Source organism: Curtobacterium sp. C1 (assembly GCF_021049325.1).
GTDB lineage: Bacteria > Actinomycetota > Actinomycetes > Actinomycetales > Microbacteriaceae > Curtobacterium > Curtobacterium citreum.
Genome location: NZ_CP088076.1, coordinates 750,242 through 772,063 on the forward strand (window position 1 = coordinate 750,242; position 21,822 = coordinate 772,063).

18 protein-coding genes are annotated in these 21,822 nt (G+C 72.6%); 13 read left to right on the top strand and 5 right to left on the bottom strand.

Annotated elements, in window-relative coordinates:
* Positions 1-65: 65 nt before the first annotated feature.
* Positions 66-605, top strand: a complete 540-nt coding sequence (locus LQK89_RS03780) for a gluconokinase (protein WP_231050247.1) — start codon at positions 66-68, stop codon at positions 603-605.
* Between the two features lie 15 nt (positions 606-620).
* On the opposite strand, the gene LQK89_RS03785 is transcribed toward LQK89_RS03780, so the two are convergent.
* Complete coding sequence (locus tag LQK89_RS03785; RefSeq protein WP_058742273.1) at positions 621-869, bottom strand: hypothetical protein; 249 nt, start codon at positions 867-869, stop codon at positions 621-623.
* A 214-nt stretch (positions 870-1,083) separates the two neighbouring features.
* Here LQK89_RS03785 and LQK89_RS03790 point away from each other — a divergent pair, with 214 nt between their 5' ends.
* Both LQK89_RS03790 and LQK89_RS03795 read left to right on the top strand, forming a co-directional pair.
* Positions 1,084-2,376, top strand: a complete 1,293-nt coding sequence (locus LQK89_RS03790; protein WP_231050248.1) for a sensor histidine kinase — start codon at positions 1,084-1,086, stop codon at positions 2,374-2,376.
* Positions 2,373-3,164, top strand: coding sequence for a response regulator transcription factor (locus LQK89_RS03795; protein ID WP_231050249.1), 792 nt, complete (start codon positions 2,373-2,375; stop codon positions 3,162-3,164). The genes LQK89_RS03790 and LQK89_RS03795 overlap by 4 nt, the downstream gene beginning before the upstream one ends.
* A 21-nt stretch (positions 3,165-3,185) precedes the next feature.
* On the opposite strand, the gene LQK89_RS03800 is transcribed toward LQK89_RS03795, so the two are convergent.
* From LQK89_RS03800 to LQK89_RS03815, 4 genes are all read right to left on the bottom strand, one after another.
* Entirely contained in the window at positions 3,186-3,785 is a 600-nt protein-coding gene (locus LQK89_RS03800; RefSeq protein WP_231050250.1) for a class I SAM-dependent methyltransferase, read from the bottom strand.
* A 107-nt stretch (positions 3,786-3,892) separates the two neighbouring features.
* Positions 3,893-7,369, bottom strand: a complete 3,477-nt coding sequence (locus LQK89_RS03805; protein ID WP_231050251.1) for an SdrD B-like domain-containing protein — start codon at positions 7,367-7,369, stop codon at positions 3,893-3,895.
* Between the two features lie 108 nt (positions 7,370-7,477).
* Positions 7,478-8,917, bottom strand: a complete 1,440-nt coding sequence (uxaC, locus tag LQK89_RS03810) for a glucuronate isomerase (RefSeq protein ID WP_231050252.1) — start codon at positions 8,915-8,917, stop codon at positions 7,478-7,480.
* Positions 8,918-8,928: 11 nt separating this feature from the next.
* On the bottom strand, positions 8,929-9,990 hold the full coding sequence (locus LQK89_RS03815) for a LacI family DNA-binding transcriptional regulator (RefSeq protein ID WP_231050253.1): 1,062 nt from the start codon (positions 9,988-9,990) through the stop codon (positions 8,929-8,931).
* 144 nt (positions 9,991-10,134) lie between these two features.
* On the opposite strand from LQK89_RS03815, the gene LQK89_RS03820 reads away from it, so the two are divergent.
* The 10 genes from LQK89_RS03820 to LQK89_RS03865 all read left to right on the top strand — a co-directional run bounded on the left by LQK89_RS03820 (position 10,135) and on the right by LQK89_RS03865 (position 21,777).
* Positions 10,135-11,487 (top strand): ABC transporter substrate-binding protein, encoded by a 1,353-nt coding sequence (locus LQK89_RS03820; RefSeq protein ID WP_231050254.1) that lies wholly within the window; start codon positions 10,135-10,137, stop codon positions 11,485-11,487.
* A complete protein-coding gene (locus tag LQK89_RS03825; protein ID WP_231050255.1) occupies positions 11,487-12,473 on the top strand; it encodes a carbohydrate ABC transporter permease in 987 nt (328 codons plus the stop codon). The genes LQK89_RS03820 and LQK89_RS03825 overlap by 1 nt, the downstream gene beginning before the upstream one ends.
* Positions 12,470-13,420, top strand: a complete 951-nt coding sequence (locus tag LQK89_RS03830; RefSeq protein WP_174778819.1) for a carbohydrate ABC transporter permease — start codon at positions 12,470-12,472, stop codon at positions 13,418-13,420. The genes LQK89_RS03825 and LQK89_RS03830 overlap by 4 nt, the downstream gene beginning before the upstream one ends.
* Before the next feature lie 80 nt (positions 13,421-13,500).
* On the top strand, positions 13,501-14,340 hold the full coding sequence (locus LQK89_RS03835; RefSeq protein WP_058742281.1) for a sugar phosphate isomerase/epimerase family protein: 840 nt from the start codon (positions 13,501-13,503) through the stop codon (positions 14,338-14,340).
* Positions 14,337-15,557 carry a Gfo/Idh/MocA family protein gene (locus LQK89_RS03840; RefSeq protein WP_231050256.1) on the top strand — a complete coding sequence of 407 codons (1,221 nt, stop codon included), beginning with the start codon at positions 14,337-14,339 and terminating at the stop codon, positions 15,555-15,557. Before LQK89_RS03835 ends, LQK89_RS03840 begins: the two co-directional genes overlap by 4 nt.
* Positions 15,554-16,426 carry a sugar phosphate isomerase/epimerase family protein gene (locus LQK89_RS03845; protein ID WP_231050257.1) on the top strand — a complete coding sequence of 291 codons (873 nt, stop codon included), beginning with the start codon at positions 15,554-15,556 and terminating at the stop codon, positions 16,424-16,426. The genes LQK89_RS03840 and LQK89_RS03845 overlap by 4 nt, the downstream gene beginning before the upstream one ends.
* Positions 16,423-17,706: a mannitol dehydrogenase family protein gene (locus LQK89_RS03850; RefSeq protein WP_231050258.1), complete on the top strand. Its 1,284-nt coding sequence runs from the start codon at positions 16,423-16,425 to the stop codon at positions 17,704-17,706. Before LQK89_RS03845 ends, LQK89_RS03850 begins: the two co-directional genes overlap by 4 nt.
* A complete protein-coding gene (manD, locus tag LQK89_RS03855) occupies positions 17,703-19,055 on the top strand; it encodes a D-mannonate dehydratase ManD (protein ID WP_217508267.1) in 1,353 nt (450 codons plus the stop codon). Before LQK89_RS03850 ends, manD begins: the two co-directional genes overlap by 4 nt.
* A gap of 31 nt (positions 19,056-19,086) precedes the next feature.
* Positions 19,087-20,007 (top strand): hypothetical protein, encoded by a 921-nt coding sequence (locus tag LQK89_RS03860; protein ID WP_231050259.1) that lies wholly within the window; start codon positions 19,087-19,089, stop codon positions 20,005-20,007.
* Positions 20,008-20,097: 90 nt separating this feature from the next.
* Positions 20,098-21,777 carry an HAD family acid phosphatase gene (locus tag LQK89_RS03865; RefSeq protein ID WP_231050260.1) on the top strand — a complete coding sequence of 560 codons (1,680 nt, stop codon included), beginning with the start codon at positions 20,098-20,100 and terminating at the stop codon, positions 21,775-21,777.
* The last annotated feature ends 45 nt before the right edge of the window (positions 21,778-21,822 follow it).

Sequence of the window (21,822 nt, forward strand, 5' to 3'; positions counted from 1 at the left end):
CCTGGGGTCGCACGAGTGTGACGGCAACTGGGGACGGGAACCGGACGCTCTCCTACTGTGGAGGGATGAACGACGTCGCCGTCCTCCCGCCCGTGCTCGTGATGGGGGTCTCCGGCTCCGGCAAGTCGACGATCGGGCAGGCGCTCGCCGACGCCCTCGCCGACCAGGGCCAGCCGAGCGAGTTCGTCGACGCGGACGACCTGCACCCCGCCGCGAACAAGGAGAAGATGCGGCAGGGCACGCCGCTGACCGACGAGGACCGCTGGCCGTGGCTCGACGCCTGCGCGGCCAGGATCGCGGCGGTGCAGGCCTCGGGTCGCCGCTGCGTGATGGCGAACTCAGCGCTCAAGCGCGTGTACCGCGACCGGCTCCGGTCCGCCGCCCCGGACCTGGTCATCGCCTTCCTCGACGGCTCGTACGACCTCATCGCCGAGCGGCAGTCGCACCGGCACCACGAGTACATGCCGACGTCGCTGCTCGACTCGCAGTTCGCGACGCTCGAGCGGCCGGAGCCCGACGAGACCGCCGTCGCGGTGTCGATCGACGGCTCCGTCGACGACACCGTGGCGACGATCACGTCGGCGCTGTCCGTCACCTCCGGCTGAGCTCGGCGCTGTAGGTCACTTCCGGCTGAGCTCGGCGAGCCGCCCGCGGTACTCCTCGGCGTCGATGTCGCCCCGGGCGAACCGGTCCGCGAGCACGGCCCGGGCGTCGGAGCGCGCCCGCCAGGACCCGCGGCGGAGGACGCCGAAGACGACGCCGAGCGCCACGAGCACCAGGAAGAAGAACAGCGGGAACACGAGGAACGGGAAGCCGGGTCCGTGGGCGTACGGACCGACGGCGGCGATGGACGAGAGTGCGGGGATCACGGTTGCCTCCTGTGGTTGCGTGGTCGTCGCTGGTGCGACACGACGAGCCTCCGGCCTGGAGGCGCGGTGCGCGTCCGCCGGTCGGGCCCACTTCCGGCTGCTCCCGCAGTGGTGGCGGCGCCGCTCCTGCACAGGCGACTACGCCCGGGGGAGTAGTCCACAGATGGTGCGGCGGCCCGACGCCCGGGTGCGCTGCCGCCCCTAGGCTCGCCCCGTGACCACCGACGCCCCCGCTCCGACCACCGGCGACCGCCGCCGGTCCTCGGGGAGCCCGCGGTTCGCCCGCGTCGGTCGGGTGCTCCCGGTCGCGGTCGTGCAGGTCGCCGGGACCCTGCTCGCGTCGCGCATCAGCGGCGGACCCCCGCGTGGGCAGCGGCCCCCGTGGGCGGGCACCGGCGTGGTGGTCGAGCCCGTGGACGTCGTCCCGCTCGCGGTCGTGCTGCTCGTGGTGGGTGTGCTCGTGCTGCCCTGGCGGTGGTCGTTCCCCCGGGTCGTCCTCGCCGTCACGCTCGCCACGACCGCGGGGTACGCGCTGCTGGTGACGCCCCGCGGCCCCTTCGTCGCGGCGCTGACGATGGCGATGGCGAACGCCTGGTTCCGCGGGCACCGGCGCTCCGTCCTCGCCGCGGCGGTCGTCGCCGTCGGGCTGCTGCCGGCCGCCGACCTGCTGACGGGTCGATCGCCCGTGTACAGCCTCGACGCCGCAGTCCTCGCGCTCGCCTGGGCGACCGTGACGATCGTCGTCACCGAACTCGCCCGTGTCCGTCTCGAGCGGGCCGCCGAGCGTCGACGTGCCCGCGCCGAGGTCGAGCAACAGCGCGCCCGGGACGAGCGCGTCCGGATCGCGCGGGAGCTGCACGACTCGGTCGCGCACAGCATGTCGCTCATCAACCTGCAGGCAGGGGTGGCACTGCACCTCGGGGCGGCCCTGCCCTCGGGCACGCAGGAGTCGCTGACGAGCATCCGGGACACCAGTCGCGAAGCCCTCGTCGAACTCCGGACGATCCTGGGGGTGTTGCGCTCGGCGGACGGCGCCGGTCCCGACCCCGACGGCCGGGTCGTGCCGGAGCGGAACCCGGTGCCGGGGCTCGACCGGGTCCCGGACCTCGTCGACCGTGCGCGGGCGGCGGGCGTCGACGTGACCGCACGGGTCGAGGGCGACCCGACGACCGTCGGCGGCGTGGTGGACCGCAACGCCTTCCGGATTGTGCAGGAGTCCGTGACGAATGTGATGAAGCACGCGCCGGGCCACCGCGTCGACGTCACCGTCTCGGTGGGCGCCGAGGTGCTCGACCTCGTCGTCCAGGACCACCCGCTGCCCGGAGCCGTCCAGCGGTCGACCCGGCTCGGGGAGTCGGGCAACGGGCTCATCGGGATGCGCGAGCGCGCCGACGCGGTGGGCGGCACGATGACGGCCGGACCGACCCCGGACGGCGGGTGGCGGGTGGCCGCGCGCCTGCCCGTGCCGACGAACCGGCCACCAGACCGATCCGAGGAGCCAGCATGACCGAGCCGAGCCCCGCAGGCCCGAGCCCCGCAGGCCCGAGCCCCGCAGGCCCGAGCCCCGCAGGCCCGACTTCCGCAGGTTCGACCTCCGCAGGCCCGACCCCTGCCGACGACGGGGGCGAGCCGATCCGCGTCCTGCTCGTCGACGACCAGGTGCTCGTCCGGGCCGGGCTCCGCGCGCTCGTCGACGCCGAACCGGGCATGACGGTGGTCGGCGACGCGGGCGACGGCGACGCCGCGGTCGACGCCGTCCGTCGGGAGCGTCCGGACGTGGTCCTCATGGACATCCGCATGCCGGGCTCCGACGGGCTCGACGCGACGAGACGCATCGCCGCGGACCCGGAGCTCGACAGCGTTCACGTCGTCGTCCTCACCACCTTCGAGGAGGACGCCTACGTGTTCGAGGCGATCCGCGGTGGTGCCGCCGGCTTCCTGGTGAAGGACACGGAGCCCGCCGAGCTCCTCCGGGCGATCCGCACCGTGCACGCGGGGGAGTCCCTGCTCTCCCCGGGGGCGACCCGCTCCCTCGTCGCCGCCTACGCCGCGCACGCGAAGCCGAGCGCCCTCGCCCCGTCGCTCGACGTGCTGACGGAGCGGGAGCGCCAGGTCATGCAGCTCGTCGCCCTCGGACTCACCAACGCCGAGATCGCCGAGCGCCTGTTCGTCAGCCCGATGACCACGAAGACCCACGTCTCCCGCACGATGATCAAGCTCGGCGCCCGCGACCGCGCCCAGCTCGTCGTCTTCGCCTACGAGACCGGCCTGGCCACGCCCGGCTGGCAGCCCTGACGACCACCCGCCGCGACGGCATCACCCCGGCCGCACCGCGCTGACCGCCAGGTGCGGCCGCACCCCCTCGTCCTCGCGCTCCCGCACGTCGACGACGGTGAACCCGACGTCCTCGACCGCCGCGACCAGGCGCTCCGCCGGCCACCGCCACGCCGTCGTCACCGCGTGGTCGAACGGCTCCAGGACGGCACCGGCGAAGGCACCGACGAGCAGCCCGCCACCGGCGTCGAGCACCCGGTGGAACTCCGCGAGGGCGACCGGGACGGCCTCCGGCTCGTGGTGCACGAGCGAGTACCACGAGAGCACCCCGCCCACGCTCCCGGGCGGCAGCCCGGTCGACTCGAGCGTGGCCCGACGCACCTCCACGTCCGGAGCCGTCCGCCGCGCGATCGCGACGAACTCCGGGACCGCGTCGAGCCCGACGACCCGGTGTCCGAGACCGGTCAGGTGCGCGGTCCAGTGCCCGGGCCCGCACCCGGCGTCGACGACGACCCCGTGGCAGCCGGCCGCCCACTGTTCGACGTGGGTGCGGTCGGCGGGGTGTACAGCCTGCATCGATCCCAGCACTGCCGCGTACTCCTGGGCGCGTCCGCCGTACGCCCGTGCCACTCGGTCATCCACGCGACGACCGTACCGTCACCCGCATCGCTGCCCTGTGGTCTCGGTCACGAGGACCGGCCACAGGGCAGCGGCGGGCAGGCCGAGCGTGCGAGCGACTGCGCGGACCGTCAGCCGCGGTCGGACGCCCTCTGGATCCGACGACGGCGGAACAGGACGGTCAGTCCCGCCAGGAGCAGCCCGAGTCCCACGACCGCGGCCGTCCCGATCTCAGCACCGGTGAAGGCGAGGCGCGACCCGCTGATCCTCGACGCTCCGTCGTCCTGCCCGGCGGTGAGACCCGGTCCGGAGCCGGAGCCGGTGCCGGAGCCGGTGCCGGAGCCGGTGCCTTGTCCGCCCGTGTCCGGGACGCCGACGCCCGCGTCCGGATCGCCTCCGTCGCCTCCGTCGCCTCCGTCGCTCCCGTCGCCGTCCTCGGCGACGAAGCCGGCGTCGATCGTCACGTCGTGGGTCACCCCGACGAGGCCCTCGCCGGGTTCCGATCGGCGCGTCAGTTCGACGGGGTCGGTCGTCCCGTCCTCGTCCACGTCGGAGTCCAGCGCGGCCTCGTCCCCGGCGTGACGGATGGTCGGGCGGAGCCCTTCGGGGACGGTGACGTGGATCCGGTAGGCCCCTGGCCGCAGTCCGTCGAACCGGTAGTCGCCGTCCTCGTCGGTGGTCCCACGCTGGTCGACCGGCGTTCCCCGGTCGTCCTGCCCGGTGATCGCGACGGGGACGCCCGCGAGACCCGGTTCGTCGTCGTCCTGGACGCCGTCGCCGTTGCGGTCGAACCAGACCCGGTCACCGATCGCTCCGGCGACCACCCGCACGGTCGAGGGGTTGGACTGCACGGGCAGGGCGAGGTTCGACGCGCGGAGACCGAACCGGTTCCCGTACCGATCGCCGTCGCGGGAGCCGTGCGTCGCGAGGGAGACCCGGTGGGACACGGTCGCACCGCTCGCCACCGGGCTGCTGCGGAGGATCCGCAGGGCCGTGACCTCCGACCAGCCGTCCGGGCAGCCGGACGTCCCGAACTCCGTCTCCGCGCACCACCGGGTCGCCCCGTGCGGCTGGTTGCTCGGGTCGGCTCCGTCGAGTGCCACGTCCTCCGCGGCACGGTGGGTGTAGCGGACCGATTCACCGGCGTCCGCGTCGACGGCCACCGGCTGCGCGAGCTCGACGCTTCCGTGGAACGCCGTGCCGTACGGGTCACCACGGTGCGGCAGGACGTCGATCACGTCGAGGTCCCGCAGATCGGTGTCGTCGGTGTTCGTGGCGCGGAGGTCCCACTCGACCGCGTCGCCGGCGACGACGACCGGCGCCGGTGCGGTCTTCTCGACGCCGACGCCCCCGGTCGTGACGACGCGCAACCCGCGCTCCGCCGTGCGCCAGCGTTCGTCGGAACGGTCGGTGGGCGCCGAGACGACCACGGAGTTGGTGATCGACCCGGCGGGCGCACCCTGCTCGACCACGGCAGAGTAGGTGATGGGTGCGATCCGCTCACCGGGCGTCACGTCGTCCAGCGTCCACGTGAGTCGTTGCCGGGTCGATCCGTCCTCGGCCGTGACGGTGTCGACCACGGGCGTGAGTGACGCGCTGTCCGGGACGAACGAGGTGTGCCCGGGCAGGACGTCCCGGACCGTCATCGCGGTCGGCCGGCCGTCCGCCAGGCCGTTCGTCAGCGTCGGGCGCAGGACGAAGTCGACCGTGTTGCCCGCCAGGACGGTGGCGGTGGTGTCCGGGGTGTCCTCGGCGTTCGACCCGGGGTCGACGACCGCCTTGGTGACGCGGGCGAGGTCCTCGGTCAGCACGACGCTGTCGGCGAGTCCTCCGGCGCCGAGCACCGGGTCCTGCTGGTCGTGCACCCACCCCGGTCGGTGGTCGCCGAAGTGCACGTGCGCGAAGTCGTACGCGCGCGTCCCGTCGGGGGACCGGAGCGTGGTGACGGTCGTGTACAGCGCGCCGTTGCCACCCCCGCGCACGTCGCCGGTGACCCGGACGGCACCGACCGCGGCCACACCGCCCGGTACGGCGGCGGGGTCGTCGAACCAGGGGCCGTCGGCGTCGTCGCAGGTCCGACGCTGGCCGTCCGCGGGCTCGTGCATCGCGTACGCCGCGTACTGCACCCGGGCGTGCTCGAGACCGCTGCTCCACGCGGGCGACCGTCCCGACACCGCGGTCAGCCGCTGCGTGCGCCGGTCGAAGGTGTCGCAGAGGACGGTGTCCACGAAGGGCCGGAGCCCGGGGTTCGACACGGCGACGTCGCTCCGGAGCAGCGTGCCACCCGTGGCCCAGGGGTCACCTTCCTTCGCCGATCCCGCCGTCGTCGTGCGGCCGTCGTCGCCGAGTCGCCAGAGGCGCTTCCCCGCGGAGCCGGAAGCGAGCTCGACGAGGTTCCGACGGGCCTCGTTGTCCTCGAGGGGCTCGGCGCCGCCGGGGAAGTTCGGGGTCCCAGCCGACGAAGTGGTCTGCAGCGGGGTGAACGTGTTGACGGACTCGACGGAGGTCGGTGCCTCGGGCGTCGGCATCCAGAAGCTGATCCAGCCGCTCACGACGTAGGGCTTCGCGCCGCCGCTGATCGGGCCGCCGGCCAGGTTCCGGGTCGGCATCCGGCCGGCGTCGGTGACCGCGCCGCTGATCGTCACCGTGACGGGCTGTCCGGCAGCGCCCTGGGCGCACGAGATCTGCCCGGAGTCCGCGACGGACCCGCTCCCGCCACCCCGCCCACCGGGCAGACCGCCGAAGGCCACACCGTCCTCGCCGTTCCGGCCGCACACCGGCCGACCACCGTTCCAGAGCACGGCGCCGGACGGCCGGTCACCGAGCAGCCGCGAGACGTCGTCCGTGAACGACATGTCGCCGGAGCTCCGCTCGAAGCCGAGGAGCCCTTGACCCGGGACGACGGGGAGCCAGTCGACGGTCATCGGGTAGACGAGCTGGACACCCGGCGAGCCGTCAGGGCCGGGTACGTCCGTCCGCAGGACCGAGCCGACGACCTTCTTCGACAGGTTGTAGCGCGGAGCCGCTGACACCGTGGTCGCCGGTGCCTGCACGGCCGGTGTCGACTCCACGCCCTCGGCGCTGGCCGTACCCGACACCGTGACGTGGTCACCGTGCCGCAGATCGCCGGACAGGGTGAGCGCGACCGGGACGGCGGTGGCGTGCCCCTCGGTCACGTCGCCGAGACGGCAGGTCAACCGCTGGCCGTCGATCAGCGAACCGGGCGCACAGGCCAGCGGGACTGCCTCCCAGGTCGTTCCGGACGGAGCGTCGATCACGAACCGCTCGTCGCGAGCGGTTCCGCCCGTCGCGTTCACCGTCACCCGGTAGGTGATCGTGTCCCCGGTCCGCGTGAGGCCGTTCGCGGGACCGCTGTCACCGCCCGGCTGGTCGTCCGGCGTGAACGGGCCGCGACCGTCCGCGGCGACCTCGAGAGCCAGCGCGACGGACGTCGCCCGTGGCGCGGGCTCGTCCGCGTCGACGGATCCGGCAGCGGCCGCAGGACCGGTCACCATCGCACACTGGGCGGCCAGCGCGGCCAGTGCGACCAGGGCGGCCAGCGCGGACAGGCGTCCGGCGGGACGGGCGGATGGACGACGACGGGACATGACGCTCCTCGGACACGGGGACGGGACCCCTCATCCGTAGGGCGTACGACATGCGCTCGACAAGCCCTTCAGATGTCACATACGATCGAGGGTGGCCAGCTCGCGCCGTCAGAGCTTGAACGTCGCCCGCGGGATGTCCGACACGATCCGGTGGGCGGTGCGCACCGCGTCCTCCTCGCTGAGCTGGTGCGTCACGACGAGCGAGGCCAGGTACGCCGCGTCCGCCCGCCGCGCCATGTCGTGCCGCGCCGGGATCGAGCAGTAGGCCCGGGTGTCGTCGATGAACCCGGACGTCTTCGTGAACGATGCCGAGTCGGTGACCGCGGCGCGGTACCGGCCGATCGCCGCCGGGGTGTCGATGAACCACCACGGCGCCCCTGCGTAGACGGCCGGGTAGAAGCCGGCGAGCGGCCCGATCTCCCGCGAGAACACCGTCTCGTCGACCGTGAACAGCACGAGGTGGAAGCCGGGCACGGTGCCGAAGGCCTCGAGGAGCGGCCGGAGCGGCTCGGTGAAGGACCCGACCGCGGGCAGGTCGTGCCCGGTGTCCGGCCCGAAGCGCTCGAGCGTCGGCCGGTGGTGGTTGCGGTGCACGCCGGGGTGCAGCTGCATGACCAGCCCGTCCTCGACGCTCATCTCCGCCCAGCGGTAGAGCATGTCGTGCCGGTAGGCGACGGCGTCCGCCTCGGTCAGGGACGCCGGGTCGCGCAGCGCCGTTGCGTGGATGCGTTCCCGCGCCTCCGCGGACAGCGGGGTCGACCCCGCGTCGAGCACACCGGTGTCCGTCGCGGTCGCGCCGTGCTCGATGAAGTACCGTCGCCGCGCGCGCAGCGCGGCGAGCAGGCCCGCGTGGGTGCCCGCGTCGATGCCCGCCGCCTGTCCGATCGACGTGACCACGTGCCTCCAGTCCGGTCGGGACGGGTCGAAGACCGCATCCGCGCGGAAGGTGGGCAGCACCCGTCCCCGGAAGGTCGGGTCGGCGGCGAGCCGCGCGTGCGCGGCGAGGTCCGCGGTCGGGTCGTCGGTGGTGGCGAGGACCTCGATGCGGAAGGTGTCGAAGAGCGCCCGGGGACGGAACGCGGGCGTGGTCAGCAGCTCCGCCAGGTGGTCGTACTGCGCGTCGGCGTTCTCGGCCGACGGCTGCTCCGTCAGACCGAAGACGTCGTGCAGCTCCGTCTCGAACCAGTACCGGACGGGCGTCCCGGCGAAGTCGTCCCAGTGCTCCGCCAGGCGGCGCCAGACCTGTCGACCGTCGGGGACGGACCCGTCGCCGGAGCGGTCCGGCCGTCCCAGTTCGTCGAGGCCGACGCCGTTGGCGTGGAGCAGCCGCAGCACGTAGTGGTCGGGCGTGACGAGCAGCGACGCGGGGTCGGCGAACGGCCGGTCGTCCGCGATCAGGGCCGCGTCGACGTGCCCGTGGGGGGAGATGATCGGCGCGTCCGCGACGGCCTGGTACACGGTCCGGGCGACGGTCCGTGCGGCGGGGTCGGCGGCGAACAGCCGGTCGGGGTGCGGGGCGAGTGGGGTGGCGGTGCTGGTCCGGGTCATCGTCGACTCCTTCAGGACGGGCGGCGGGCGGTGGCCGGTGCGGGGCCGGTGGACTCCCGCACGGTCAGGTGGGTGGGCAGGGCGACGGCGCTCGCCGGGTGGTCGCCGACCGGGTCGCCGAGCGGATCGTCGGACGGGGACGCGCCGAGCCGACCGAGCAGCATCCGGATGGCGACCTGTCCGGCGCGCTCGATCGGCGACGTCATCGTGGTGAGCGGTGGGTTGCAGAAGTCGGCACCGAAGATGTCGTCGCACCCGACGACGGACATGTCGTCCGGGACGCGGACGCCGCGCTCCCGCAGTCGGGTGAGCATGCCGATGGCGATGAGGTCGTTGAACGCGATGCAGGCCGTCGCGCCCGCGTGCACGGCGGCGTCGGCAGCGGCGGCACCGGAGTCGACGAACGGCGCGTGCGGGCCGATCCGTGCGACCCGGACGCCCAGGCGCTTCCCGGCGCGGACGAGCGCCCGCCAGCGGCGTTCGTTCGACCACGAGCTGTCCGGACCGGCGACGTAGAGCACGTCCCGGTGACCGAGCGACACGAGGTGCTGCACGGCCTGCTCGACCCCGCCGGGGGTGTCGATGAGCACCGAGGGGACCCCCGCCGGTCGGCGGTTCACGACGACGAGCGGCGTCCGCTCCGCGAACCGGGCGATCTGCGCGTCGGACAGGCGGGACGCGGTGAGCACCGCGCCGTCGGCCTTCGTCGCGATCGCGCTCAGGGCCGCGAGCTCCGCCTCGGCCGACTCCTCGGTGTCGACGAGCAGCTGCGTCCACCCTGCGGCGGCGAGCTGGTGCTGCGTGCCCCGGATGACGTCGAAGTAGAAGGGGTTCGTGATGTCCGAGACGAGCACGGCGACGGCCCGGGTGCGACCGGACGTCAGGGCCCGTGCCTGCTGGTTCGGGACGTAGCCGAGCTCCCGCGCCGCGTCCTGGATCCGCTGCTGCGTGGCGCGGTTCACCCGGTCGGGCAGGGACAGCGCACGGGACACCGTCGACGGGGCCACGCCGGTCGCGTCGGCGATGTCCCGGATCGTCACCCGCCGTGCGGTGTCGGTGTCTGCGCTGCTCACGGTGGTGACGCTAAGCCGCCGTGGCAACAAGTGGCAACCGGTTGCCGCATGTTGCCACGGAGCGGGACAGTGGGGCGCACAGCCGGCAGCGCCGCCGGTCGGCCGGGCTCAGCCCGGTGGAGGCTTCGAGGAGGAAACCCCCGCATGAGCACAGGAAGACGCAGGACCCGCGCCCTCGTCGGTGCCGCCGTCGTCGCAGTCGCCGCCCTCACGCTCCAGGGCTGCGCGATCGTGAACGGCAGCGGCGACGACCCGAACACCCTCCGCGTGATGATGGGCGCGGACACCACCTACCCCAAGGAGCGCAAGCAGTGGCAGCAGGAGACCGCTGCCGAGTTCGAGCGCACCACGGGCGCCCGGATCCAGTGGGAGACGTACTCCTCCGCGCAGGAGGAGCTGACCGCCATCCAGACGAGCGTCATCTCCGGACAGGGCCCCGACGTCTACGCGATCGGCACGACGTTCACCCCCACCGCCTACGCCACCGGCGCCTTCGTCGAGATGGGCAGCAAGGAGTGGCGGGCGGTCGGCGGCAAGGACCAGTTCGACGCCGCCTCGCTCGGCATCTCCGGGCCGAGTGCGTCGAAGCAGATCGGCATCCCGTTCGCCAGCCGGCCGTTCGTGATGGCGGTCAACAAGGACCTCCTCGCCCAGGCGGGCATCACCGACCTGCCGACCACCTGGGACGAGCTCACCGCGGACGCGAAGGCGACCACCGGTGACGGCCACTTCGGCATGGCGATCGCCTACGCCGACGGGTTCGACCCGTGGAAGTTCGTCTGGGGCATGGCGCAGAACGCCGGCAACACGATCGTCGACGGCTCGAAGGCGGAGATCTCCGCGGACGCCGTCGAGAACGCCTACCGCACCTACTTCGACTGGGTGACGAAGGACGGCGTCGTCGACAAGGCCGCGATCGGCTGGAACAACGCCCAGGCCCTCGCCCAGTTCGCGGACGGCAAGGCCGCGTTCTTCCCGATGACGACCACGACGTCGCTGAACACCCTCAAGGGCTCGGCGGTCGACGGCAAGTACGAGTACGCGCTCCTGCCGACGGTGCCCCCGGGTGCGATCGAGCGTCCGGCCGACGGGATCGAGGCGGCGAGCATCCTGTCCGGCGACAACCTCGTCGTCGCCGACTACGGCAAGAAGCAGGACCTGTCCTTCGACTTCGTCAAGCAGGTCTCGTCACCGGCGGCCCAGGAGCGCTACTTCGAGCTGTTCGGGCAGCTGCCGACCAACACGCAGGCCGCGCAGACCATCGCGCAGGAGAACCCCGACCTCGCTCCGATCGTCCAGGCCGGCAAGCTCTCGAAGCCCACCGCCTTCACCGGCGCGTGGTCCGACATCCAGCTCTCGCTCGTCGACGTCGTCGTGCAGTCCATCCCGTCGCTGAAGAGCGGCGAGGTGACCGACGACCAGCTCAGGAAGCGGCTCGACGCCGCACAACGGGACGCCCAGGCAACCCTGGACCGCCAGAAGAACGGAGGCCTGTGATGACGCAGGTCCGGCCACACGGCAAGACACCCCTCTACAAGCGCGAGCGCCCCCTGTGGATGCTCCTGCCAGGCGGTGTCCTCATGCTCGTCGTCATCGTCGTGCCGCTCCTGGTGGGCGTGTACATCGCGATGCTCGACCTCGACCAGTACACCCTCCGCGAGTGGTTCAGCGCCCCGTTCGTCGGCCTCGCCAACTTCGCCGAGGCGTTCACGGACTCGCCGCTCCTGCACTCGGTCTGGATCTCGGTGTCGCTGTCCGTGCTCGTCACGGCCATCACCGTCCCGATCGGCGTCGCCGCGGCGGTCTCCACGCAGAACCGGTTCCCCGGGCGCGGACTCGTCCGCTCGATCTACCTCATCCCGTACGTGCTCCCGGCCTTCGTCGTCGGCACGTTCTTCCGCACGATGCTCCAGCCGCAGGGCGTGGTGAACACGGTGCTCGGCACAGACGTGCTGTGGCTGAACGGCTCGGCGTCCTACTGGGCCCTGGCCGGCGTGATGATCTGGACGAGCTGGCCCTTCGTCTACCTGCTCTCGCTCGCGGGCCTGCAGGCGGTCGACAACGAGGTGCACGAGGCCGCGGCACTCGACGGCGTCACGTGGTGGGCGAAGCTGCGGTACATCGTCTTCCCGTACCTCCGCGGACCGCTCAGTCTGGCGGTGATCATCTCGATCCTGCACAACATCAACAACTTCACGCTTCCGTTCGTGTTGTTCGGCATCCCGCTGCCCTCGAGTGTCGAGGTCATGCCCGTCCTGACGTACATCGCGAGCTTCCAGTCGTTCCGCTTCGGGCTCTCCGCGGCGATGGCCATCTGCTCGCTCGTGATCGTCGCCATCCCGCTGTTCGTGTACCTGCGGGCCGTCAAGCTCGACACCGGCGACGACGCCGGCCCCAGTCGCAAGCAGCGCCGCAGCGACCGGCTGACCCTCGCAGCAGCGACCCCGGCCGCCGCCGCCGACCTCGACGGAGCCCGCGCATGAGCGCCTTCAGCACCACCCGCACCCGGCCCACCGCGACGCTCACCGAGAGCATCACCACCGGGGGCGCCAGGAGGCGCACCAAGCGCCCGTACGACACCGACGTCACCCGGCTCCTGCCCCGGTGGCTCCTGGTCGTCGTGATCGCCGTCATCATCGCGTTCATCGCCGCGCCGGTGCTCTACATCCTGTTCGGCTCGGTCAACTCGGACGTCGCGGTCGCCCGCGGCGAGTACTTCCCGTCCGAGTTCACGCTGGCGAACTACGTCGAGATCTGGAACACCGTCGCCCTCGGCCAGGGGCTGGTGAACTCACTCCTGACCGCCGGAGCCGTGGCCGTCGCGAGCGCCGCGCTCGCCGTGTCGACCGCCTACGTCCTGGTCCGGTTCCGGTTCCTCGGCCGGCTCACGATCCTGCGCGGGCTCCTCGCCCTGCAGTCCATCCCCGGGACCCTCCTGCTCCTGCCGGTCTTCGTCGTCTTCGCCAACATCGCGAGCGCGACCGGTGTGCAGGTGATCGGCACCCGGTGGGGCCTCTTCGTCACGTACCTGACGTTCGCACTGCCGTTCTCGACGTGGGTCATGGTGACCTACCTCCGTGGTCTGCCGAAGGAACTCGAGGAGGCAGCGCGCATCGACGGCGCCTCGAGCGGACGCATCCTGCGGAGCGTCGTCCTGCCGCTGTCGTGGCCCGGGATCGTCGTGTCGGCGATCTTCGCCTTCCTGCTCGGCTGGAACGACGTGCTGTTCAGCACGATCATGACGACCCCGAACACCCGCACCGTCGCGGTCGTCCTGCAGGTGCTCGGCACCACGCAGGAGGGCGGCGCCGTCCCGATCTACGGCCAGATGATGGCCGCCTCGATCGTGTGCGCCGTGCCGGTCGTCGCGCTCTACCTGATCTTCCAGCGCTACCTGGTCGGCGGTCTGACGGCCGGCTCCGTCAAGTAGCGAACGCAACCAGACGTCGGACAGGAGGCGCGGTGCCAGCCCGCCCCGCGCCTCCCGTCCGGTCTCACGAAGGGAATGCTATGACCGACCAGCCAACGTGGGAGCTCTCCGGCTTCGGCGACGAGATCGACGCCGACCCGGCGATCCAGGTCGCCGTGCTGCAGGCGCTCGGCGCCTCCGCGATCGAGGTGCGGAGCGCCTGGGGGGTGAACGTCGTCGACCTCGACGAGGACCAGCTCGCCGGCCTGCACCGCCTGTTCCACGAGCGCGGTCAGACCGTCTCCGCCATCGCCTCACCGATCGGCAAGGTCGCCGTCGACGAACCCGTCGAGCACGAGGTGGGCCGGCTCGGCCGGGCGATCGCCGCCGCGCACGCCCTCGGTACGACGAACATCCGGATCTTCTCGTTCTACTTCCCGGACCGTGCACCGGAGGACGTCCGCGACGACGTCCTCGTCCGGATGCGGGCGCTCGCCGACCTCGCCGAGCGCGAGGGCGTCACGCTCCTGCACGAGAACGAGAAGGACATCTACGGCGACGTGCCCGACCGTGTGCTCGACGTCGTCGAGAGCGTCGGGTCACCCGCGCTGCGGCTCGCCTGGGACAACGCGAACTACGTGCAGTGCGGGGTCCGGCCGTTCACCGACGGGTGGGCGCAGCTCGCCCCGTACGTCGACTACCTGCAGGTCAAGGACGCGCTCGCCGCGGACGCGTCCGTGGTCCCCGCGGGTGAGGGCGACGGCGAACTGCTCGACACCCTGACCGCACTCCGCGACGCCGGGTACGCCGGCTACGCGTCGCTCGAACCGCACCTCAGCGACTTCACCCACCTCGGCGGGTTCTCCGGCCCCGCGGCCTTCGGTCGCGCCGGTCGCGCCTTCCGCACCCTCACCGACCAGATCGGAGTCACCCTGCGATGACCACACCACTCAAGCTGGCAGTCGTCGGTGCCGGCGTCATCGGTCGCCACCACGCCCGCGTCGCCGTCCGGCACCCGGACCTGCAGGTCGTGGCGCTCGTCGACGCCGTCCCCGCCGCGGCCACGAACGCCGCCGACGAACTCGAGTCGACCGGAGCCACCCGTCCGATCACGACGTCCACGATCGAGGAGGCCATCGAGCAGACCGACATCGACGTCGTCGCGATCTGCTCGCCGTCGGGCATGCACGTGCAGCTGGCCGAGGCGGCCCTCGCCGCGGGCAAGCACGTCGTCATCGAGAAGCCCCTCGACACGACCATGCCGCGAGCCCGGCAGATCGCGGCGCTCGCCGCGGACGCTCGCGAGCGCGGACTCGTCACGAGCGTCATCAGCCAGCACCGGTTCGACCCGGCGTCGGTCGCCGTCGCCGGTGCGGCACACGGCGGCGACTTCGGGACCGTGACCTCGGGGGTCGCGAGCGTGGCGTGGTACCGGTCGCAGGGGTACTACGACTCGGGCGACTGGCGGGGCACCTGGGAGCTCGACGGCGGCGGCGCGGTGATGAACCAGGGCGTGCACACCGTCGACCTGCTCGTGTGGGCCCTCGGTCGTCCGGAGGAGATCTCCGCCCAGGTCGGGCTGCTCGCGCACGACCGCATCGAGGTCGAGGACACCGCCGTCGCCACCGTCCGGTTCCGCGGCGGGGCGCTCGGCGTGGTCCACTGCACGACGGCCGCCTACCCGGGCCTCTCGGCGCGCTGGGCCGTGTACGGCACGCACGGTTCCGCGATCGTCGACGACGACCGGCTCGCGTACTTCCACGTCGCCCCCGACACCGCGACGCTCGAGTCCGCGGCGACGACGGCGAACACCACCGCGGTGGCCGACGCCGCCGACCAGAAGGACCGGGTCGTCCCGCCCGAGCACGTCGTCGGCGGGCCGGTCGAGCCGGACCACTTCGCCGCCGGGCACGCCCGGCAGTACACCGACATCGTCGCCGCGATCCGCGAGGGCCGGGACCCCGGCGTGACGGTGGACGCCGCACTCGTCTCGCTCGCGACCGTCCGCGGGCTGTACGTCAGCGCGACGCTCGGCAAGGCGGTCCGGATCGACGACGTGATCGAGGGCCTGTACGACGAGGTCGTGCCGGTCGTCGGAGCGCCGTCCCGCACCGCCGCCACCGCCACCACCGCCGCCAGCGAAGGAGCAGTCCGATGAAGTTCTCCGTGTTCACCGCCTCCACCCCCGACTGGACGCCGGACGAAGCCGCACGGAACCTGGCGGGCCAGGGCTGGGACGGCATCGAGTGGCGCATCGTCGACGACCGCACCGAGGACGGCTCGTCCGGCTTCTGGGCCGGTAACCGGTCGACCTGGCAGTACAGCGGCATCGCCGAGCAGGTCGGCGAGATCGCCCGGACCACCGACGCCGCCGGGCTCGAGTTCTCGGGCATCGGTGGGTACCAGCCCGTGTCCGACCGTGCGGGCGTCGAGACGATGCTCCGCGTGACGGCCGAGCTCGGTGCCCGTCAGGTCCGCGTCACGATGCCCTGGTACCGGCGCGAGCGCGAGCGCACGCACGAGACGTACGGGCAGATGTTCGACCGCACCCGGGCCGACCTCGAGTGGACGGTCGGTCGCGCGGCGGAGCTCGGTGTGAAGGCGCTGGTCGAGCTGCACCACATGACGATCACCCCGTCGGCGTCGGCGGCCCTGCGGCTCGTCGACGGCCTCGACCCCGCACACGTCGGTGTCATCCACGACCTCGGCAACCTGGTCATCGAGGGACATGAGGACCACCTCGCGGCCTTCGAGCTCCTCGGCCCGTACCTCGCCCACGCGCACGTCAAGAACGCCCGGTGGGTCGACACCGGCGACACCCGCGCCGACGGCAGCCGGGTCTGGCAGCACGAGTGGGCGCCGCTGCGTGACGGGCAGGCGTCCGTGTCCGAGTACCTCGACGCGCTCCGCCAGGTCGGCTACGACGGCTGGGTCACGATCGAGGACTTCTCGACCGACCTCCCGCTCGCCGAGCGCACCGCGGACAACCTCGCCTACCTCCGCTCCCTGGTCCCGGTGGCGGCATGACCGACCGTCGACCCGGCATCGTGCACCTGGGGGTGGGTGCGTTCGCCCGCGCACACCTCGCCTGGTACACGCAGCACGCCACCGGCGAACCGTGGGGGATCACCGCCTTCACGGGACGCTCGCCCGCGGCCGCCGACGCGCTCGCCGCGCAGGACTGTCGGTACACCCTGGTCACGCGGGCAGCGGACGGCGACGTCGCCGAGGTGGTCGACACGATCGTGGCCGCCCACCCCGGCAGCGACGACACGGCCTGGAGGCGCGCGGTCGCGTCCCCGACGACGAGCATCGTCACGCTGACGGTCACCGAGGCCGGGTACCGCGCCGGTTCCGACGTCCCCGCCCGGTTGGTCGACGGGCTCGCCGCCCGGCGGGCGACGGACGGCGGACGGATCGCCCTGGTGTCGCTCGACAACCTGACGCACAACGGCGACGTCCTCCGGGACGCCGTGCACGCCGCGACGGCGGACCCCGACCTCCGAGCCTGGATCGACGACCACGTGACCTTCCCGTCGTCGATGGTCGACCGGATCACCCCGGCGACGACCGACGACGACGTGGCCGGGCTCGCCGACCTGCCGGGCGCCCTGCCCGGCGACCGTGTCCCCGTCGTCACCGAGCCCTTCGTCGAGTGGGTGCTCGAGGACGCCTTCGACGGGGTCGACCGCCCCGCGTGGGAGACCGCCGGGGTGCGCCTCGTGCCCGACGTCACCCCGTTCGAGCAGCGGAAGCTCTGGCTCCTCAACGGCTCGCACTCGCTCCTGGCGTCCCTCGGACTCCTGCTCGGGCACGAGACCGTGGCCGAGGCGATGGCCGACCCCCGCTGCCGCGCCGCGGTCGAGCAGCTCTGGGACGAGGCCGCCGCCGAGCTCCCGCTGCCCGCCGCCGAGGTCGACGACGCCCGGGCCGCCCTCGTCGAACGCTTCGCGAACCCGCGGATCCGCCACACCCTGCGGCAGATCGTCGCCGGGAGCGCGGCGAAGCTGCCGGTCCGGGTGGTCGACGTCCTGCGCCGACGACTCGACCGCGACCCGGCCGCCGGCGTCGGACCCGGCGCCGCGACCGCCCTCGCGGCCTGGTGGCTGCACTGCACCGAGCAACCGGAGCTGGTGGACGACCCCGGGGCGCCCGGGCCAGACTCGGACGTGCACGACGTCCTCGCCGTGGTCGCGCCCGACCTCGACACCACCCCCGTGGTCGACGCCGTCACAGCGGCGGCCGACCGCATCCGCACCGCCGCGGCACCTGCTCGCGGCACCGTCGACGAAGGAGTCCTCCGATGAGCACGAGCACCACGAACCCGGCCGCGCCCGTGCCCGGCGCCGGCGACGGGGGAGCGGCGACCGACCCGACCGCAGGCCGCCCGGACACCTGGTCCTCGGCCGACCGCGGGCAGCTCATCGACCGGGCCGAGGTCGTCGTCACGAGTCCGAACCGCAACTTCGTCACGCTGAAGCTCACCACTGCCGACGGTGTCACGGGGCTCGGGGACGCGACGCTGAACGGCCGTGAGCTCGCCGTCGCCGCGTACCTGACCGAGCACGTCGTCCCGCTGCTCGTCGGACGGGACGCGAGCCGCATCGAGGACGCCTGGCAGTTCCTCTACCGCTCGTCCTACTGGCGCCGCGGCCCGGTGACGATGGCCGCGATCGCCGCCGTCGACATGGCACTCTGGGACATCAAGGGCAAGGTCGCGGGGATGCCCGTCTACCAGCTGCTCGGCGGTGCTTCGCGGACCGGGCTCATGGCGTACGGGCACGCTTCGGGCAAGGAGCTCCCGGAGCTGTTCGACTCCATCCGCGAGCACCAGGAGGAGGGCTACCGGTCGATCCGCGTCCAGACGGGGGTCCCCGGACTCGAGAGCATCTACGGCATCGCGTCGAACAAGACCACCGAGGGCAACGCCGGCGTCCGGTACGACTTCGAGCCGGCACAGCGCGGGGCCTTCCCCGCGATGGAGGACTGGGACACCCGGGCGTACCTGCGCCACGTGCCGACCGTGTTCGAGGCCGTCCGGAACGAGTTCGGCCCCGAGCTGCCGCTGCTCCACGACGGCCACCACCGGATGACCCCGCTGCAGGCCGCGAAGCTCGGCAAGTCCCTCGAGCCCTACGACCTGTTCTGGCTCGAGGACTGCACCCCCGCCGAGAACCAGGAGGCGCTGAAGCTCGTCCGCCAGCACACCACGACGCCGCTCGCGATCGGCGAGGTGTTCAACACGATCTGGGACTTCAAGGACATCATCCGCGACCAGCTCATCGACTACGTCCGCGGTGCGGTGACGCACATGGGCGGCATCTCCCCGCTCCGGAAGACGATGGACTACGCCGCGATGTACCAGATCAAGTCCGGGTTCCACGGGCCGACGGACATCTCGCCCGTCGGGCTCGCCGCGCAGATGCACCTCGGGATGGCGATCCACAACTTCGGCATCCAGGAGTACATGCAGCACGGGCCGCAGACGAACCAGGTGTTCCGGCAGACCTTCACCTTCACGGACGGCTACCTGCACCCGGGCGACGAGCCGGGCCTCGGCGTGACGCTCGACGTCGACGAGGCCGGCAAGTACCCGTACGAGCAGGCGTACCTGCCGTTCAACCGACTGGCCGACGGCACCGTCCACGACTGGTAGCGCGCCCGCCCTGCCCGGGCATGCTGGGGGCGTGGAGTTCGCGGACGTGGCGAGGGAACTGCTCCTCGTCGCGCCCGCGGACTTCGTGCGGGAGCGCACCGCCCGGCAGCGTGCGGTCCGCGGGGACGACCGTGCGCTCGCGACCCGGATCGGCGGGCTCCGGAAGCCCGCCCCGGCCGCCTGGGTGGTCGACCTGCTCGCGCACGAGGGCGCCCTCGACGAGGCGGTCGCCCTCGGACCGACGATCCGGCGGGCCCAGGCGGACGCCGACCCGGACGCGATCCGACAGCTCCGACGCCAGCGGTCCGCGGTCGTCGCCGCACTCGCCGAGACCGGAGCCGACCGGGCCGCCGCCGCCGGGCACCCGGTGACCCCGGTGGTCCTCGAGCAGGTCCGGGCGACCGTCGAGGCCGCGATGGCCGATCCGCACGCGGGCGCCGCGGTCCGGTCGGGGTTGCTCGTCCGTCCCCTCGAGAGCGCCGGGTTCGACACCGTCGACCTGGACGGCGCGCTCGCCGACCCCGACGCGGTCCCGGCGGCCTGGTCCGGCAGCGGTGCGGAACCGGTCCCGATCGCGAGCGCGAGGAGCGCGCGGAAGCCGAGCCGCGCCTCCAGGCCGGCGAAGCCGTCGCAGCCGAAGACCGAGTCGAAGCCGAAGTCCGAGCCGGAGCCCGAACCACGCGTCGACCCGGCGGCGGAACGCCGGGCGGCCCGCGAGGCGGAGTCCCTCGCCCGCACGGAGTCCCGCGACGCGGACGCCGCGCTCGACGCCGCCGAGACGGACCTGGAGCGCGCGGAGGACCACCGCGCCGACCTCGAGCGACAGCTCGCCGACGCCACGGCCGAGGTCGAGCGCGCCACCCGTGCCCGCGACGACGCCGAGGCGGCGAGCGACCGCGCCCGCGAGCTCCTGCGCGCCGCACAGCGACACCGCCGCGACGTCGGACGCTGAACGAACCGCTGGACGTGACAGCAGATTGCCAGCTAGCGTGCTGCCACCCCCGTTCGAGGGGGCTTCCCACACCGAAGGTGAACACCTCGCATGCGTCGTCGCACGTCCCGCACCGCCCTCGTCGCCGTCACGGCCGCAGCCGTCGCCCTGGCCGGTGCCGTCTCGGCCACACCCGCCAGCGCCCACGGCTGGGGGCCCGCTCCGCACGGCCCACAGGTCCCCGACCCCGCGCACGGACCGGACGCCGGGCTCACCCCGCGGACGCAGTTCACGATGGAGGCGGACGGATCCTCGGGAGCGACCCAGGGTGGTGAGGGCATCCCGAACATCGACTCCGTGAAGAAGACCATCGCTACGTACTACGGCGACCCCGGCACCGGCATCGCGGACAAGACCGACAGCCCGTACATCCGCGAGATGACGCGGATCACGAAGGACCTCACCGCGCAGCTCCCGCGGATCCACGACGCCGCGGTGCGCCGCGGTGAGAAGCCCGCGATCGTGCTCGACGCGGACGACACCACCCTCTTCACGTACGACATGGAGGTCGCGGACATGCACTTCGTCTTCGACCCGGCCGAGCAGGACGTGTGGGTGCAGGACCAGCGCTTCCCCGCGACGCCGGCCATGGTCGAATTCGTGAACACCGCCCAGGCCGAGGGCTTCACCGTCTTCGGGCTCACCGGCCGGAACGACGCGCAGAAGGCCGCCACGCTCGGCAACCTCGCGAAGGTCGGCTACCGGGGCTTCACCGCGGACCACTACTTCACGAAGTGGACCGGCGAGCAGCCGTCCTACGTCTCCTGCGCCACGGCGAAGTGCACGACGGTCGAGTACAAGGCCGGCACGCGCAAGCACATCGAGCAGGACCTCGGGTACGACATCACGCTGAACATCGGCGACCAGTACAGCGACCTGCAGGGCGGATCGGCCGACCGCGACGTCAAGCTCCCGAACCCGACCTACTTCCTCCCGTCGCCGGACCTCGCCGGCGTGCACGAGCCGCAGCTCGCGCCGCGGACGCACTTCACGATGGCCGCGGACGGATCGTCGGGAGCGACCCAGGGCGGTGAGGGCATCCCGAACATCGACTCCGTGAAGAAGACCATCGCCACGTACTACGGCGACCCCGGCACCGGCATCGCCGACAAGACCGACAGCCCGTACATCCGCGAGATGCGTTCGATCGTCGCGAAGCAGGCGCCGGTCATCGCGGCCCGGTGCGCGGTCGGTCAGCGACAGCACCGGAACCCGGCGGTCGTGCTCGACGCGGACGACACCACGCTCTGGACCTACGACATGGAGGTCGCGGACATGCACTTCGTCTTCGACCCGGCCGAGCAGGACGTCTGGGTGCAGGACGAACGCTTCCCCGCGACGCCCTCGATGACGAACCTGGTGTCGATCGCCGAGCGCGCGGGCTGCACCGTGATCGGGCTGACCGGGCGGAACGACGACCAGCGCGCCGCGACGATCGCGAACCTGCAGCGGGTCGGCTACCCGCAGTTCGCGGCCGAGCAGCACGGCACGCAGACGTACTACACGAAGTGGACCGGCGTCGGCTCGTCGCAGCAGCCGTCGTACGTCTCCTGCGCCAGCGCGAAGTGCACGACGATCGAGTACAAGTCGCAGACGCGGAAGCACATCGAGTCGCCGAGCGGCGGACGGTACGACATCGTCGCGAACCTCGGCGACCAGTACAGCGACCTCATCGGGGGTTCCGCCGACCGGTCCGTGAAGCTGCCGAACCCGACGTACTACCTGCCGTAGGCAGGGTCGCGGCGAGGTGCCGGGCCGCTCATCCCCTCGGATGAA

What these genes read in the sequence shown, in the direction of transcription:
- LQK89_RS03780 (WP_231050247.1), top strand. Translation starts at nt 66, where the DNA reads ATGAACGACGTCGCCGTCCTCCCGCCCGTGCTCGTGATGGGGGTCTCC.
- LQK89_RS03795 (WP_231050249.1), top strand. Translation starts at nt 2,373, where the DNA reads ATGACCGAGCCGAGCCCCGCAGGCCCGAGCCCCGCAGGCCCGAGCCCC.
- LQK89_RS03805 (WP_231050251.1), bottom strand. Translation starts at nt 7,369, where the DNA reads ATGTCCCGTCGTCGTCCATCCGCCCGTCCCGCCGGACGCCTGTCCGCG.
- uxaC (WP_231050252.1), bottom strand. Translation starts at nt 8,917, where the DNA reads ATGACCCGGACCAGCACCGCCACCCCACTCGCCCCGCACCCCGACCGG.
- LQK89_RS03820 (WP_231050254.1), top strand. Translation starts at nt 10,135, where the DNA reads ATGAGCACAGGAAGACGCAGGACCCGCGCCCTCGTCGGTGCCGCCGTC.
- LQK89_RS03825 (WP_231050255.1), top strand. Translation starts at nt 11,487, where the DNA reads ATGACGCAGGTCCGGCCACACGGCAAGACACCCCTCTACAAGCGCGAG.
- LQK89_RS03830 (WP_174778819.1), top strand. Translation starts at nt 12,470, where the DNA reads ATGAGCGCCTTCAGCACCACCCGCACCCGGCCCACCGCGACGCTCACC.
- LQK89_RS03835 (WP_058742281.1), top strand. Translation starts at nt 13,501, where the DNA reads ATGACCGACCAGCCAACGTGGGAGCTCTCCGGCTTCGGCGACGAGATC.
- LQK89_RS03840 (WP_231050256.1), top strand. Translation starts at nt 14,337, where the DNA reads ATGACCACACCACTCAAGCTGGCAGTCGTCGGTGCCGGCGTCATCGGT.
- LQK89_RS03845 (WP_231050257.1), top strand. Translation starts at nt 15,554, where the DNA reads ATGAAGTTCTCCGTGTTCACCGCCTCCACCCCCGACTGGACGCCGGAC.
- LQK89_RS03850 (WP_231050258.1), top strand. Translation starts at nt 16,423, where the DNA reads ATGACCGACCGTCGACCCGGCATCGTGCACCTGGGGGTGGGTGCGTTC.
- manD (WP_217508267.1), top strand. Translation starts at nt 17,703, where the DNA reads ATGAGCACGAGCACCACGAACCCGGCCGCGCCCGTGCCCGGCGCCGGC.
- LQK89_RS03865 (WP_231050260.1), top strand. Translation starts at nt 20,098, where the DNA reads ATGCGTCGTCGCACGTCCCGCACCGCCCTCGTCGCCGTCACGGCCGCA.